The organism is Pseudomonas sp. 2(2015), from assembly GCF_000955865.1.
GTDB lineage: Bacteria > Pseudomonadota > Gammaproteobacteria > Pseudomonadales > Pseudomonadaceae > Aquipseudomonas.
Genome location: NZ_JYOF01000025.1, coordinates 12,565 through 27,434, shown reverse-complemented (window position 1 = coordinate 27,434; position 14,870 = coordinate 12,565). Strand labels below are relative to the sequence as shown.

16 protein-coding genes are annotated in these 14,870 nt (G+C 63.4%); 9 read left to right on the top strand and 7 right to left on the bottom strand.

Annotation, left to right across the window (positions count from 1 at the left end):
* Positions 1-35: 35 nt before the first annotated feature.
* The 7 genes from UB48_RS25790 to UB48_RS25765 all read left to right on the top strand — a co-directional run bounded on the left by UB48_RS25790 (position 36) and on the right by UB48_RS25765 (position 7,459).
* The gene (locus tag UB48_RS25790) at positions 36-1,556 is read left to right on the top strand and encodes an aldehyde dehydrogenase family protein (RefSeq protein ID WP_045202082.1); all 1,521 of its coding nucleotides are present in this window, start codon (positions 36-38) and stop codon (positions 1,554-1,556) included.
* 110 nt (positions 1,557-1,666) lie between these two features.
* Positions 1,667-1,738, top strand: a complete 72-nt coding sequence (gene pqqA, locus UB48_RS27550) for a pyrroloquinoline quinone precursor peptide PqqA (RefSeq protein WP_009394664.1) — start codon at positions 1,667-1,669, stop codon at positions 1,736-1,738.
* A gap of 124 nt (positions 1,739-1,862) precedes the next feature.
* Positions 1,863-3,026, top strand: coding sequence for an alcohol dehydrogenase-like regulatory protein ErcA (gene ercA, locus UB48_RS25785; RefSeq protein WP_045202081.1), 1,164 nt, complete (start codon positions 1,863-1,865; stop codon positions 3,024-3,026).
* Positions 3,010-4,677 (top strand): hybrid sensor histidine kinase/response regulator, encoded by a 1,668-nt coding sequence (locus tag UB48_RS25780; RefSeq protein WP_045202079.1) that lies wholly within the window; start codon positions 3,010-3,012, stop codon positions 4,675-4,677. The genes ercA and UB48_RS25780 overlap by 17 nt, the downstream gene beginning before the upstream one ends.
* A gap of 283 nt (positions 4,678-4,960) precedes the next feature.
* Positions 4,961-5,365: a TraR/DksA C4-type zinc finger protein gene (locus tag UB48_RS25775; protein WP_045202077.1), complete on the top strand. Its 405-nt coding sequence runs from the start codon at positions 4,961-4,963 to the stop codon at positions 5,363-5,365.
* A 165-nt stretch (positions 5,366-5,530) separates the two neighbouring features.
* Positions 5,531-7,129, top strand: a complete 1,599-nt coding sequence (locus UB48_RS25770; protein ID WP_045202075.1) for a methyl-accepting chemotaxis protein — start codon at positions 5,531-5,533, stop codon at positions 7,127-7,129.
* Between the two features lie 114 nt (positions 7,130-7,243).
* Positions 7,244-7,459, top strand: coding sequence for a hypothetical protein (locus UB48_RS25765; protein ID WP_045202073.1), 216 nt, complete (start codon positions 7,244-7,246; stop codon positions 7,457-7,459).
* Between the two features lie 12 nt (positions 7,460-7,471).
* Here the strand turns inward: UB48_RS25765 and UB48_RS27860 are convergent, their stop codons facing one another.
* Positions 7,472-7,681: a hypothetical protein gene (locus UB48_RS27860; protein ID WP_045202071.1), complete on the bottom strand. Its 210-nt coding sequence runs from the start codon at positions 7,679-7,681 to the stop codon at positions 7,472-7,474.
* Between the two features lie 319 nt (positions 7,682-8,000).
* Between UB48_RS27860 and UB48_RS25755 the strand changes: the two genes are divergently transcribed.
* Both UB48_RS25755 and UB48_RS25750 read left to right on the top strand, forming a co-directional pair.
* Positions 8,001-8,471 carry a hypothetical protein gene (locus UB48_RS25755; RefSeq protein ID WP_045202070.1) on the top strand — a complete coding sequence of 157 codons (471 nt, stop codon included), beginning with the start codon at positions 8,001-8,003 and terminating at the stop codon, positions 8,469-8,471.
* Positions 8,468-8,674: a hypothetical protein gene (locus UB48_RS25750; protein WP_045202068.1), complete on the top strand. Its 207-nt coding sequence runs from the start codon at positions 8,468-8,470 to the stop codon at positions 8,672-8,674. Before UB48_RS25755 ends, UB48_RS25750 begins: the two co-directional genes overlap by 4 nt.
* A 2-nt stretch (positions 8,675-8,676) precedes the next feature.
* Here the strand turns inward: UB48_RS25750 and UB48_RS25745 are convergent, their stop codons facing one another.
* From UB48_RS25745 to UB48_RS25720, 6 genes are read right to left on the bottom strand one after another with little or no spacing between them, the layout of a single operon-like run.
* A complete protein-coding gene (locus UB48_RS25745) occupies positions 8,677-9,042 on the bottom strand; it encodes a Na+/H+ antiporter subunit G (RefSeq protein ID WP_045202065.1) in 366 nt (121 codons plus the stop codon).
* The gene (locus UB48_RS25740; protein WP_038996132.1) at positions 9,039-9,317 is read right to left on the bottom strand and encodes a K+/H+ antiporter subunit F; all 279 of its coding nucleotides are present in this window, start codon (positions 9,315-9,317) and stop codon (positions 9,039-9,041) included. Before UB48_RS25740 ends, UB48_RS25745 begins: the two co-directional genes overlap by 4 nt.
* Positions 9,314-9,802, bottom strand: a complete 489-nt coding sequence (locus tag UB48_RS25735) for a Na+/H+ antiporter subunit E (protein ID WP_045202063.1) — start codon at positions 9,800-9,802, stop codon at positions 9,314-9,316. Before UB48_RS25735 ends, UB48_RS25740 begins: the two co-directional genes overlap by 4 nt.
* The gene (locus UB48_RS25730; RefSeq protein WP_045202061.1) at positions 9,799-11,484 is read right to left on the bottom strand and encodes a monovalent cation/H+ antiporter subunit D; all 1,686 of its coding nucleotides are present in this window, start codon (positions 11,482-11,484) and stop codon (positions 9,799-9,801) included. Before UB48_RS25730 ends, UB48_RS25735 begins: the two co-directional genes overlap by 4 nt.
* Positions 11,481-11,825 (bottom strand): Na+/H+ antiporter subunit C, encoded by a 345-nt coding sequence (locus UB48_RS25725; RefSeq protein WP_010224297.1) that lies wholly within the window; start codon positions 11,823-11,825, stop codon positions 11,481-11,483. The genes UB48_RS25730 and UB48_RS25725 overlap by 4 nt, the downstream gene beginning before the upstream one ends.
* Positions 11,825-14,740: a monovalent cation/H+ antiporter subunit A gene (locus UB48_RS25720; protein WP_045202059.1), complete on the bottom strand. Its 2,916-nt coding sequence runs from the start codon at positions 14,738-14,740 to the stop codon at positions 11,825-11,827. Before UB48_RS25720 ends, UB48_RS25725 begins: the two co-directional genes overlap by 1 nt.
* Positions 14,741-14,870: the final 130 nt, after the last annotated feature.

Here is a 14,870-nt window from a genome sequence, read left to right as displayed (position 1 = left end):
CATGCCGACAGGCCCGCACCGCACATGAGGTTCCGATGATCTACGCAGCCCCTGGCACCGCTGATGCCCTGATCAGCTTCAAGGCCGTTTACGGTAACTACATCGGCGGTGAATTCGTCGCGCCGCTGACCGGCCAGTACTTCAGCAACGGTTCGCCGGTCAATGGCCAGACGATTGCAGAGTTCCCGCGCTCGGGCGCGGCCGACATCGACCTGGCGCTGGACGCCGCCCATGGCGCCGCCGCCGCCTGGGGCCGCACCTCGGTGCAGGAACGTTCGCGCATCCTGTTGAAAATCGCCGATCGCATCGAGCAGCACCTCGAAGTGCTGGCCCTGAGTGAAACCTGGGACAACGGCAAGGCCATCCGCGAAACCCTGAATGCCGACGTGCCACTGGCCGCCGACCACTTCCGTTACTTCGCCGGCTGCATCCGCGCCCAGGAAGGCAGTGCCGCCGAGATCAACGAGCACACCGCGGCCTACCATTTTCATGAGCCGCTCGGGGTCGTCGGGCAGATCATTCCATGGAACTTCCCGCTGCTGATGGCCGCCTGGAAACTCGCCCCGGCTCTGGCTGCCGGCAACTGCGTGGTGCTCAAGCCGGCCGAGCAGACGCCGCTGTCGATTACCGTGTTCGCCGAACTGGTCGGTGACCTGCTGCCGGCAGGCGTACTTAACATCGTTCATGGCTTTGGCCGCGAAGCCGGTGAAGCCCTGGCCACCAGCAAACGCATTGCCAAGATCGCCTTCACCGGCTCCACCCCGGTCGGTTCGCACATTATGAAGTGCGCTGCCGAGAACATCATTCCGTCGACCGTCGAGCTGGGCGGCAAGTCGCCGAACATCTTCTTCGAAGACATCATGCAGGCCGAGCCGGCCTTCATCGAGAAAGCCGCCGAAGGCCTGGTGCTGGCGTTCTTCAACCAGGGCGAAGTGTGCACCTGCCCGTCGCGGGCGTTGATCCAGGAGTCGATCTACGAGCCGTTCATGGCCCAGGTCCTGAAAAAGATCAGCCAGATCAAGCGCGGCAACCCGCTGGACACCGAGACCATGGTCGGCGCCCAGGCATCCGAGCAGCAATACGACAAGATTCTCTCCTACCTGCAGATCGCCCGCGAAGAGGGCGCCCAGGTGCTGACCGGCGGTGACTGTGAGCGCCTGGGTGGCGACCTTGCCAGCGGCTATTACATCCAGCCGACCCTGCTCAAGGGCCACAACCAGATGCGTGTATTCCAGGAAGAAATCTTCGGCCCGGTGGTCGGCGTGACCACCTTCAAGGACGAAGCCGAGGCATTGGCAATTGCCAACGACACCGAGTTCGGCCTGGGCGCCGGGGTCTGGACCCGCGACATCAACCGCGCCTACCGCATGGGCCGGGGTATCAAGGCCGGGCGTGTGTGGACCAACTGCTACCACCTGTACCCGGCCCACGCCGCGTTCGGTGGCTACAAGAAATCCGGGGTCGGCCGCGAGACCCACAAGATGATGCTCGACCACTACCAGCAGACCAAAAACCTGCTGGTCAGTTACGACGTCAACCCGCTGGGGTTCTTCTGAGGGCCCGGATAGGCTGAAAGAAACGCTTCCAAAGTAGCATTCGACCCGCACCGGCAACGGTGTATTAATAGGTGCACCGCAATCCTGTGGTGCCAGAAGAGGATGGACCTATGTGGAAAAAGCCTGCGTTCACTGATCTGCGTATCGGTTTTGAAGTGACCATGTACTTCGCCAATCGCTGATCCCTCTTGCGCCGGTCGCTGCTTGCAGCGGTCGGCGCTCCTGTTTCTGCCCGCCGATGGTCTGATTGCAATCGATGCGGGATGCTTTAGGCTGGCGCTATTACAACAAGAACAGAGGCGTCCCATGAGCCCGAAGCTGAGCCAGTTGCGCAAGTTCGTCTCCCCGGAAATCATCTTCGGCGCCGGTTGCCGGCATCATGTCGCCAACTACGCCAAGACCTTCGGCGCGCGCAAGGTCCTGCTGGTCAGTGACCCCGGCGTGATCGCCGCCGGCTGGGTCGGCGATATCGAAGCCAGCCTGCAGGGCCTGGGCATCGATTACTGCCTGTACACCGAGGTATCCCCCAACCCGCGGGTTGAAGAGGTAATGGCCGGAGCCGAGCGCTACCGCAGCGAACAGTGCGACGTGATCGTCGCCGTCGGTGGCGGCAGCCCGATGGATTGCGCCAAGGGCATCGGCATCGTGGTTGCCCATGGCCGGCACATTCTCGAGTTCGAAGGGGTCGACACCATTCGTGTGCCAAGCCCGCCGCTGATCCTGATCCCGACCACCGCCGGTACCTCCGCCGACGTTTCCCAGTTCGTGATCATCTCCAACCAGCAGGAACGCATGAAGTTTTCCATCGTCAGCAAGGCGGTGGTGCCGGATGTGTCGTTGATCGATCCTGAGACCACCCTGAGCATGGACCCGTTCCTCTCCGCCTGTACCGGCATCGATGCCCTGGTGCATGCCATCGAGGCGTTCGTCTCGACCGGCCACGGGCCGCTGACCGACCCCCATGCGCTGGAGGCCATGCGCCTGATCGACGGCAACCTGGTACAGATGATCGCCAACCCCGACGACATCGCCCTGCGCGAGAAGATCATGCTCGGCAGCATGCAGGCGGGGCTGGCGTTCTCTAACGCGATTCTCGGTGCCGTGCATGCCATGTCCCACAGCCTGGGTGGCTTTCTCGACTTGCCCCATGGGCTGTGCAATGCGGTGCTGGTCGAGCATGTGGTGGCGTTCAACTACAGCGCCGCGCCAGAGCGGTTCAAGGTGATTGCGCAAACCCTGGGCATCGATTGCCGGGGCCTGAGCCACAAGCAGATCAGCCAGCGTCTGGTCGAGCACCTGATCGCCCTCAAGCGCGCCGTGGGCTTTCATGAAACCCTCGGCCTGCATGGCGTTGGCCTCAGTGATATTCCATTCCTGTCCCAGCACGCCATGGATGACCCGTGCATCCTCACCAACCCGCGCAGCTCCAGCCAGCGCGACGTCGAGGTGGTGTATGGCGAGGCCCTCTGAACCGGCGGGCGATGCCCTGGCCGGGCTGCTGGGGCTGAGCAACCACACCGTACGCAAAAGTCATTACCCGGAACTGGCGGTGCGCCTGGAAGAGCTGGAAGCCGAGCGCAATCGCTACAAGTGGCTGTTCGAGCACGCCGTGCACGGTATCTTCCAGGCCAGCCTCGAAGATGGCATGCGCGCCGCCAACCCGGCGCTGGCGCGCATGCTCGGGTATGTCGACGCCCAGGCCCTGGTGCTGTCGCGCAACGACCTGGCCAGCCATCTGTTCGCCGGCGGCCAGGATGAACTGCTGGCCATCGCCCAGGTACTGCAGCGCGAGCAGGCGCTGATCGGCTATGAGACCCAGCTACGCCGGCGAGATGGCAGCCATATCGACGTGCTGATGAACCTGCTGCTGCGGCCCGACGAAGAGGGCGTGGTCGAAGGCTTTGTCGCCGACATCACCGAACGCAAGCAGGCCCAGGCGCGCCTGCAGCAACTTAACGACCAGCTCGAGCAGCGGGTCACCGAGCGCACCAATGAGCTGATCGAGGCGCGCGACGCCGCTCAGGCGGCCAATCGCAGCAAGGACAAGTACCTGGCGGCGGCCAGCCACGACCTGCTGCAACCGCTCAATGCCGCCCGGCTGCTGATCTCGACCTTGCGCGAGCGATCGCTAGCGAAGAGTGAACAGCAACTGGTCGAGCGTGCCCACCAGGCCCTGGAAGGCGCGGAGGACCTGCTCACCGACCTGCTGGATATCTCGCGGCTGGACCAGGCGGCGATCAAGCCCGACCTCGACCTGTATCGCCTGGATGAAGTGCTGGCGCCGCTGGCCTCGGAGTTCCAGCCCGTGGCCGAGGCCGCCGGGCTCAGCCTGCGCCTGCGCAGCGCGCGCCTGGCGGTACGCACCGACCTGCGCCTGCTCACACGGATCCTGCGCAACTTCCTCAGCAATGCCTGCCGCTACACCGAGCACGGAAGCATCCTGCTCGGCGCGCGGCGCCGGGGCGAGTACCTGCGTCTGGAAGTCTGGGACAGCGGCCGTGGCATTGCCGCCGATCGATTGCAGTCGATCTTTCTTGAATTCAACCAGCTGGATGTTGGCCGCGCCGCTGATCGCAAAGGCGTCGGGCTGGGGCTGGCGATTGTCGAGCGGATCGCGCGCATTCTTGATTACCCGGTGCAGGTCCGCTCATGGCCGGGACGCGGCTCGGTGTTCAGCATCGATGTGCCATTGTCGAGTGAGCAGCCCAGTGAGTTGCCGCCATCGACGCTGGTGCTGCCCAGTGTTGGCGACCCGTTGCCGGGACGCCGGTTGCTGGTGCTGGACAATGAACTGAGCATCCAGCAAAGCATGGCTGCGCTGCTGCAGCAATGGGGCTGCGAGGTGCTTACCGCCAGCGACTATGCCAGCGCCCTGGTGGTGCTCGACGGCCGGGCGCCGGAGCTGATCCTGGCAGATTTCCATCTGGACCACGGCGTAACCGGTTGCGAGGTGGTGCGCGATTTGCGTCGCCATTTCGCCTGCAGCATCTTTGCCGTGATGATCACCGCTGACCGCAGCGACCAGAGCCGCCGGGCCATGCAGCGCCTGGGCGCACCCTTGCTGAACAAGCCGGTGAAGCCTGGCAAGTTGCGCGCGGTGTTGAGCCAGTTGCTCGGTTGAGGGGATCTTTGTTACAAGGTTTTTGTCGGAGAATGACCGTTTGTCCCCGGGAAAGCGCCTGCGCCGCGGTTTTTTTGTTATAAACCAGCGCCGGGGGAGGGCCTGCAGGGCCTTTTCGGTCATTTGCACCGTCATTTCTGTTGCCCAGTGTGAATCTCGGCCTTAGACTGCCGCCCCCTGTAAATTGAGTGCCGGATGGTGCTTGAAGAATTCCGCTGCTGGCGAGCTGTTCGCCAGGAGCACCCGATTCGCCTTAATGCACGTATTTTTTATAGAGAAATCAATGACAAAGGAAAAGTTGCTGGCCATGCCGGCCGATGACTACATGAACGCTGAGCAACTGGCTTTCTTCACCTCGCTGCTGCAGCAGATGAAGGTCGAAATCCATGAGCGCATCGAGCAAAGCCGTGTAACCATCGAAAGCCTGGACACGCCTGCCGATCCTGCCGATGCCGCCTCGGTCGAAGAAGAGCGCCATTGGTTGGTCAATACCATCGACCGTGACCAGCGCCTGCTGCCGCAGCTGGAAATGGCCCTGGGCCGCATTGCTGACGAGAGCTTCGGCTGGTGCGACGACAGCGGCGAGCCGATCGGCCTCAAGCGCCTGCTGATCAGCCCGACCACCAAGTACTGCATCGAAGCTCAAGAGCGTCACGAGCAGATCGACAAGCACCAGCGCCAGGCCTGACCCGCGCAGGTGTCACCGCAAACCCCCGCAGAGCGATCTTCGGGGGTTTTGCTTTTCTTGCCCTGTATCAAGGGCACCGATCTTACACCCAAGGAAGCATGGCTAATGGCCTAATAGTGGCGTTTAATGGCCGCACAACAAGACGTGCTGCGATGGAGCCAAAACATGATGCGAGAAGGATCTCTGCCTGGCGCCGTGGTTGAAGGGCAAGCTGCGCCGTTCGCCGTTGCGCCGTGGTCAGATACGGTTTTGCAAAGCCTGGTGCTGGCAGGGTTGCTGGCAGCTATGGCGTTTGCCGGGCTTTCGTTCTATATCGGCCTGCCGCTGGCCTTGCTGGCGCTGTGGCTACCGCGCTTGCGCAAGGCGACGATTGTCGTGCAGCAAACCCGCGAGCCCCTGGCCGAGCTGACCCGCGACCTGGCCCGAACCACCAGCGACAATGCACTGTCGGCGGCCGGAGTGGCGTTCTCGGTGCAACAGTTGGCCGGCAAGCTGCAATCGCAACTGGATGCCGCTGCGCAGATTGTCAGCAGCGCCGAAGTGATGATCGGCACCGAGAAGGCCACCTCGCAGTTGAGCCAACAGGCCCTGGTCGCTGCCCGCAGTGCTCATGAAAGCAGCGCCGCCGGGCGCACGGTGCTGGCCGAGTCGATCCAGCGCATGCATCACCTGAGCGAGCGGGCTACCGCCAGCCGTGAACTGATCGAGGCGCTGCACCAGCGCAGCGAGGACATTGCCCGGGTTACCCTGGTCATCCAGACCATCGCCAGCCAGACCAACCTGCTGGCCCTCAACGCTGCCATCGAAGCCGCCCGGGCGGGTGACCATGGGCGTGGCTTTGCCGTGGTCGCCGACGAGGTCCGCGGCCTGGCCGGGCGAACCGCCAGCGCTACCGAAGAGGTCGGGCAGATGGTCGCCGATATTCAGCAGCGTACGGCGCAGGTGGTCGAGCAGATTCGCGAACTGTCCGATGACCTGCACAGCGGGGTCTACCAGGTCGAACATACCGGCGAGCAACTGGACAGCATTGCCGGGCTGGCTGCCGGGGTCGAGCAGCAGATCGGCGAGATCGCCGAGGGCACCGAGACCAACCGCCTGCAACTGGACAGCCTGTTCGAGGCCGTGGAGCGCATGCGCAGCGACCTGCAGGTCAGCGACCAGCAGACTCAGCGCCTGGCCCAGGCTGCAGTGCAGCTGGAAGGGCAGGCTGAAAGCATCAGCGAGCGTCTTGCCGAAGTGGGGCTGGATGACTATCACCAGCGTGTTTACGACCTCGCCCGCCAAGGTGCGCAGCGAATTGGCGAACAGTTCGAGAACGATATTGCCCAAGGGCGCATCAGTCTCGAGGACTTGTTCGACCGCCACTACCAGCAAATCCCCGGCACGTCGCCGGCCCGTTTTCGCACCCGCTTTGATCACTATACCGACCAGGTCCTGCCGGCAATCCAGGAGCCGTTGCTCAAGCTGCATGAGGGCCTGGTGTTTGCTATCGCCTGTACCCAGCAGGGCTATGTGCCCACCCACAACACTGCCTTCAATCAGCCGTTGACCGGCGACCCGGCCCTGGATACCGCGCACAATCGCAGCAAGCGCAAGTTCGACGACCGTACCGGCATTCGCTGCGGCAGCCATCAACAGCCGGTGTTGTTGCAAACCTATACCCGCGATACCGGTGAACTGATGCACGACCTGTCGGTACCGATCCTGGTGCAGGGCAGGCATTGGGGAGGCTTGCGTCTGGGCTACCGGCCGCAGCAGGGTTGAGCGGTTTTGTTACCTGCAATGTAAAACAGCTATGCCGGGGATAGCTTTTTCCCTGAGCGCCCAGGTCTTATCATACGCATATCGTTAGGTTGCTAATAAATTCCGGAGGGAATGATGAATAGCCAAGTCGATGTTGCAGTGATGATTGGCAGCGGCGTACCTGCGTCGCTACAGGCGCTGGGCAAGCGCGTGTGCTGGGTGGTGCTGGTCAACGGTGAACGACGAGGCACGGCTTTCGCCAGCCGCAATGAAGCCCAGGAATGTCAGGCGGCCTGGCTGCAGCAGTTGCACGGGGATGACCGGCCCGCCGTTGCGCGTCAGGCCGGTTGAGCCAGGCGCCGGTCAGTTTTCCAGGTGACGGGCCAGGGCACAGGCTTCGGTATGCTCGCGGCGAAAGCCCCTGACGCGTCCGGTGGCCTGTTCGGTGATGTGAAAGAAGCCGATGCCGGCCGGTACTACCACGAAGCGCGGGGTGCTGTTATGTGAGTGAACAGCATATTCTCTGTAGGAAACGCCTTTAGGCTCTCGACGGAATTCGGTGTTTTCGTGCATATTCGCTTCCCTGTGTTCTGTGGATGATTTCCAGGAGCCCGTCCTGCTAAAGGGCTTGCTCTCATCTATCGCACTTTTGTTGCGGTAGTGCTGTCAGAAAAAGCGTCTCCGTTTAAGGAAATCTGCTGAAAATCTGCAAACTGACTAAAGCTTGCAGTAATGGGTAAACATTCCTGCGGGTTGCTTTGCCAGTCTGCACAGACTTTTCATGCACAAATCCACTAGTCTTTCAGACTTCGAATTGAAGTACCGTTGCCTTGCGGCTGCCTCACGGCCTGCGGGGGGAGCGGCGTGTAATCGGTTTTTGAGGAATTCTTCTTTGGCAGTCAGCAATCTTGATACACATGCCCTGTTTGTTTTGGGCGACCTCAGGGCGAAACTGGTCAAACAGTTTCAATCGCGTTTTGTTTACGTCACCGAACAAAACGCGGAAGGTCTGTACATGGCCGAGATCGATACTGAAACCGCATTGGTGGTGGATGACAAGCAGCGTCTGGAGCTCAAGGTTGGCGATCATTTTCGCGCCGCAGTGTTGCCCAGCCGCGAAGGTGGCAAGCTGGAAATCCGTTTTCGCGAAATCAAACTGACGGTGTATGGCCTGGGTGACTATGCCTTTGTCTCGGTGCCTGAAGGCGAAGGTATTGTCTTCAAGGAAGGCCAGGGCGTGGTGTTGGTGTTCGCCGCCCACGAGCAGTTGCAGGAAGGCTTGAGCAAGACCCTCAAGGCCGTGACCCGCAAGGTTGCCAAATGGCAGAAGGGTGAGCTGACCACTTTCAAGGCCAGCGAGTGAGCGCATCCGCCGAGCGCACCAGCCGCGCCGACTTTCATGCCCGGCACCAGGCCCAGGCCCGTGCCCTGGCCGAACAGTGGCTGTCGCAGCGCCCGCAGTTGCAAGGCGCCTGGTTTGCCTGGGTCGCCACTCAGCTCTACCAGTTGAGCCCGCCCGAGTACGCCGCCATGGTCCGCCGCGAGCTGCAGCAGCTCAGCGGCTGAGTTCAGTTGCCGCGGTCGCGGCCACTGCTGACTTCTTCAGGTACATCATGCCCGGCCATGCGCTTGCGAAACAATGCAGCGCGCGCCAGCAGCAGGGTGGTGACCGGCACGGTGATCGACAGCAGGACCGGAATCAGCCAGGCATGCAGCACCGGTGACTCCTTGAGCATCGAGAAGTACAGGATCGAGGCCAGGGCCACGCACCAGGCGCCCAGGGTCGAGGCCAGTGCTGGCGGGTGCATGCGCTGGAAGAAGTCCTTCAGGCGAATCAGGCCGACCGCACCGCTCAGGGCGAACAGGCTGCTGAGCAGCAGCAACACGGCCACCAGCACCTCGACCCACAACGGCAGTTCATTGGCATTGATCATTCGATCACCTCGCCACGCAGAAGGAATTTAGCCAGGGCGAAGGAGCCGACAAAGCCGAACAGCGCGATCAGCAGTGCCCCTTCGAAATAGGTGTCGCTGGCGTAGCGGATACCCAGCACCAGCATCATCAGCATGGCCAGGATATACAGGTAGTCCAGTGCCAGGACCCGGTCCTGCGCCGAAGGTCCGCGAAACAGCCGCCACAGGGTCAGGGCCATGGCCAGGGCGAAGATGAACAGGCTGGCGAGAATGGCATTGGCAAGCAGGCCAGTCATTCGAAGATCTCCATCAGCGGGCGTTCATAGGTGTGCTTGAAGTGCTCGATGAACTGCGCCTCGTCATCCAGATCGAACACATGCAGCAAAAGCACGCTGCGATCCAGTGCCAGCTCCGACCAGATGGTCCCTGGGACCACCGTGGTGATCATCGACAAAGCGGCCAGGCCGTGGGCGTCACGCAGTTCCAGGGGAATGTGCACGAAGCGCGAGCGCGGCGGACGGCGCTTGGCCGACCACACGCCGCGGGCGACCTGCAGGTTGGACACCAGCACATCGACGCCGACCCGCAGGATCAGGCGCACGATGGTGCCCGGGCGGCGAATGCGTACCTGCAGCGGGCGCAGCGGCGCCATCAGCAGTGGCGCAACAACGCCGAGCAGGGCGCCCAGCAGCAGGTTGCCCGGGCTTACCGAGAGGTTCAGCAGCAGCCACAGCAGGCACAGCGACAGCGACAGCAGAGGGGCAGGGAACAGGCGCTTCATGGCTGCACCTCGGTGCTGGCGGCCAGGCTGGTCGGCCCCGGAATCGGTCGGGTGCCGAGCACGGCGCTGACGTATTGCTCGGGGTCCTGCAGGCTGGCGGCGGTGTCCTGGGTATAACGCAGCAACGGCTCGGCGCGCAGGCTGAGCAGCACGCACAAGCCCAGCAGCACCACGATGGGGATGCACTCAAAGCGGCGCAGCAGCGGCGAAGGGCGCTCCTGCGGGGTCCAGAAACGCTGGATGCCAACGCGGGTCATGGCGATCAGCGAAGCCATGCCGGAGAGCACCAGCAACGCCACCAACATCCAGCCGGCGACACTCAACGGCTGCTCCGGCGCCACACCCAGCCCTTGCGGGTTGAACAGTGCGCTGATCAGGCTGAGCTTGCCGATAAAGCCCGAAAGCGGCGGCATGCCGATGATCAGCAGGGCGCAGGCGATAAAGCTCAAGCCGAGGAAGGCCATGGTCCAGGGGATCACCTGGCCGATCACCGCTTTCTGTTCGTCATCGAGGTTGATGCCTTTGGGTGGGTGCAGCGACTCGACGGGCGAGGGCAGGCCGTCGCCTTCATCATCCAGGGGAATCTCGTTGGCCGAGCGCGAGCGCTCGATCAGCTCAGCCAGCAAAAACAGCGCGCACAGCGCCAGGGTCGAGCTGACCAGGTAGAACAGCGCGGCGGCGGTCAGGGTTGCCTGGCCGAAGCCGATGGCCGCCAGCAAGGTGCCGGCCGAGACCAGGATGCTCAGGCTGGCCATGCGCTCCAGGCGCTGCGCGGCCAGTATCGATACCGCCGCGCAGCCCAGGGTGGCGAGGCCGCCGTAGATCAGCCAGTCGCCACCAAAGAACGCCGAAGCACCGGCCTGTCCGGAAAACAGCAAGGTCCACAGGCGCAGTACGGTATAGAAGCCGACCTTGGTCATGATCGCGAACAGCGCGGCCACCGGTGCGCTGGCCGACGAATATGCCGGCACCAGCCAGAAGTTCAGTGGCCAGATCCCGGCCTTGGCCAGGAACGCCGTGGCCAGGATCGCCGCGCCGGCGTGTAGCAGGCCGCGATCGGCCTCTGGTACCAGCGGGATTTTCAGGGCCAGGTCGGCCATGTTCAGGGTGCCCGTTACGCCGTAGAGCATCGCCGCACCGATCAAAAACAGTGACGAGGCCAGCAGGTTGATGGCGATGTAGTGCAGGCCGGCCTTGACCCGCGCGCGCCCCGAGCCATGCAGCATCAGGCCGTAGGAGGCTGCCAGCAACACTTCAAAGAACACGAACAGGTTGAACAGGTCGGCGGTCAGGAAGGCGCCATACAGGCCCATCAGCTGGATCTGGAACAGCGCGTGGAAGCTGGCGCCGGCGCGGTCCCAGCGGGCCATGGCGAACACCAGGGCGCTGACCCCGACGATGCCGGTGAGTACCAGCATCAGGGCCGATAGACGGTCGACCACCAGCACGATGCCGAACGGCGCCGGCCAGTTGCCGGGCAAGTAGACGCCAATCGAGCTGGCCTGGCCCTGACCCTGCACCCATAGCAACAGGGTGATGGCGATACCCAGGCCGAGCAGGCTGGAGATCAGGTTGATGCGCGCCTTGAGCGGCCGGCGTTTTTCCCCGAGCAGCAGCATCAGCGCTGCGGTCAGCAACGGCAGCAGGATGGGTGCGGCGATCAGTTGGTTCATCGCACTCATTCGTTAGGCTCCCGGCCATCGACATGGTCGGTCCCGGTCAGGCCGCGCGAAGCCAGCAGCACCACCAGGAACAGTGCGGTCATGGCGAAGCTGATGACGATCGCGGTGAGCACCAGGGCCTGGGGCAGCGGGTCGGTGTAGTTGAGCAGATCCTGGGGCACGCCGTCCTTGATGATCGGCTCCTTGCCGATGAACAGGCTGCCCATGCTGAAGATGAACAGGTTGACCCCGTACGACAGCAGGCACAGGCCCATGACCACCTGGAAGGTCCGTGGCCGCAGGATCAGCCAGACCCCGGAGGCGGCGAGCACGCCAATGGCGATTGCAATGACTTCTTCCATCAGGCGGCTCCTGCTTGAGTGGGTTTCTGTTGGCTGCCCGGGCGATGACCACGCACCGACTGGTGAGCCAGCGCGGTGAGGATCAGCAGGGTCGAACCGACCACCACGGTGAACACGCCGATATCGAAGAACAGCGCACTGGCCAGGTGGGTGTCACCCAGCAGCGGCAGGTGCAGGTGCGCGGTATGGGTGGTCAGGAACGGGTAGCCGAGCAGCATCGCGCCGACCCCGGTCAGGGTGGCGCAGAGCAGCCCGGTGCCCATCCAGCGCAGCGGTCGCAGGCTCATCTGTGCCTCGACCCACTGGGTGCCGGCCACCATGTACTGGAGGATGAACGCCACCGACATCACCAGGCCGGCAGCAAACCCGCCACCCGGTTGGTTGTGGCCGCGCATGAACAGGTACATCGACACCACCAGGGCGATCGGCAGCAGCAGGCGTACCAGCGCAGCCGGCACCATCATGAAACCCAGCGCGGTGTCGGCCGCGTGGCGCGGGTTGACCAGGTCGGTGACCACGTCCGGGGCCAGCAGGCGCTGCTGCGCCGGCAACTGCATGCTCTCCTTGGGCGGGCGGAAGCGTCGCAGCAGGGCGAACACCGCCAGGGCCACGGCCACCAGCACGGTGATCTCGCCGAGGGTATCGAAGCCGCGGAAGTCCACCAGCATGACGTTGACCACGTTGCTGCCGCCACCTTCGGGCAAGGCCCGGCTCAGGTAGAACGAGGAGATGTCGTTGGGGGTCGGGCGGGTCAGCATGGCATAGGACAGCAGCGCCATGCCGCCACCGACGCCGACCGCCAGCAGCAGGTCGCGCAGGCGGCGCAGGCGTGCGCGCTCCTGGGTGCCCGGCAGCGGCGAGACGCCTTCTATCCGCCGTGGCAGCCAGCGCAGGCCGAGCAGGATCAGCACCGTGGTGACCACCTCGACCACCAGTTGGGTCAGGGCCAGGTCCGGGGCCGAGAACCAGACGAAGGTAATGCAGGTCATCAGGCCGCAGACACTGACCATGGTCAGCGCCGCCAGACGGTGGTACTTGGCCTGCCAGGCAGCGCCCAGGGCGCAGGCAATGGCGATCAGCCAGAGCATGACGAACACACCCGAGCCCGGGATCTTCGGCCGGTCACCCCAGCTCAGGCCGCTGTGCAGCATCGGCAGCAGGCCGGCCAGCAGGGCGATCAGCACCAGCATGAACAGCTGCTTCTGCAGGCGCCGGGTGGTGAACACCCGTTCGAAACGCCGGGCGGTGCGCATGATCAGCACCTGGCCATGTTCGAACAGGCGCTTGCCGTTGAAGCGCTCGATCAGCGGCGGCGACGGGAAACGCCCGAGCTTGAGCTGGTTGCGCAGCAGCAGGTAAAGGATGATGCCGCCGCTCATGGCGATCAGGCTCATGATCAGCGGCGCGTTCCAGCCGTGCCAGATCGCCAGGCTGTACTCGGGCAGGGTGCCGCCCACCACCGGCAAAGCGGCAGCGGCCAGCAGCGGGCCGACCGATTGCGCCGGGAAGATGCCGACCACCAGGCAGGTCATCACCAGCAATTCGACCGGCGCGCGCATCCAGCGCGGCGGCTCGTGGGGCGTGTGCGGCAGGTCGGCGGCCGGCGGGCCGAAGAACACGTCGACGGTAAAGCGCAAGGCATAGGCAACGCTGAAGGTACCGGCGAGGGTGGCGATGACCGGCAAGGCCGCTTCGACCCAGGCGGTGGAGCTGATGAATACGGTTTCGGCGAAGAACATCTCTTTGGACAGGAAGCCGTTCATCAACGGCACCCCGGCCATCGCGGCGCTGGCGACCATGGCCAGGGTTGCGGTGAACGGAATGAGCCGGAACAGACCGCTGAGGCGGCGGATGTCGCGGGTGCCGCTTTCGTGGTCGATGATCCCTGCGGCCATGAACAGCGAGGCCTTGAAGGTGGCATGGTTGAGGATGTGAAACACCGCGGCGACCGCTGCCAGCGGGCTGTTCAGGCCCAGCAGCAGGGTGATCAGGCCCAGGTGGCTGATGGTCGAATAGGCCAGCAGGCCCTTGAGGTCGTTCTGGAACATCGCCGCAAAGGCGCCGAGCACCAGGGTGGCGGCGCCGGCGCCGCTGACGATCCAGAACCATTCCTCGGTGCCGGAGAGCGCCGGCCACAGCCGCGCCAGCAGGAATACCCCGGCCTTGACCATGGTCGCCGAGTGCAGGTAGGCCGAGACCGGGGTGGGCGCCGCCATGGCATGGGGCAGCCAGAAGTGGAAGGGGAATTGCGCGCTTTTGCTCAACGCGCCGAGCAGGATCAGGGGTAACAGGACGGGATACAGGGCATGGTTGCGAATCTGCTCACCGGCAGCGAGGACCTTGTCCAGGTCGTAGCTGCCGACCACATGGCCGAGCAGCAGTACCCCCGCCAGCAGGCATAGGCCACCCGCGCCGGTGACCATCAGGGCCATGTAGGCACCGCGGCGGGCGTCGGCGCGATGGTGCCAGTATCCGATCAACAGGAACGAGAACAGGCTGGTCAGTTCCCAGAAGAATACAATCTGGATCAGGTTGCCGGAAATCACCAGGCCGAGCATGGCACCCATGAACGCCAGGAAAAAGGCAAAGAAGCGCGGTACCGGGTCTTGCGGCGACATGTAGTAGCGCGCGTACAGCGACACCAGGGTACCGATGCCCAGCACCAGCAAGGAGAACAGCCAGGCGAAGCCGTCCATGCGCAGGACCAGGTTCAGGCCCAGGCTCGGCAGCCACAGGAATTCTTCACGGATCACGCCGCCATGGGCGATCTGCGGGTACATCAAAGCGACCTGGACAGTGCCCACCAGGGCGACCAGTCCGGCCAGCAGCGATTCGCTGTTGCGTGCGTTGTGCGGCAAGACAGCCGCCAGGCAGCTGCCGACGAACGGCAGAAGCAGTAGCACTATCAAGGACATAGATTTCTAATCTGCAGGAGTTTGTAAGGGATCATACGTGGCGACTGGTCGATCACCAACCCGCAAGCTGTCGCAGAATCCTACAAGAGCGCTGTATCAATCCTTTTTTTTATAACAGTTTTTTTCAAAG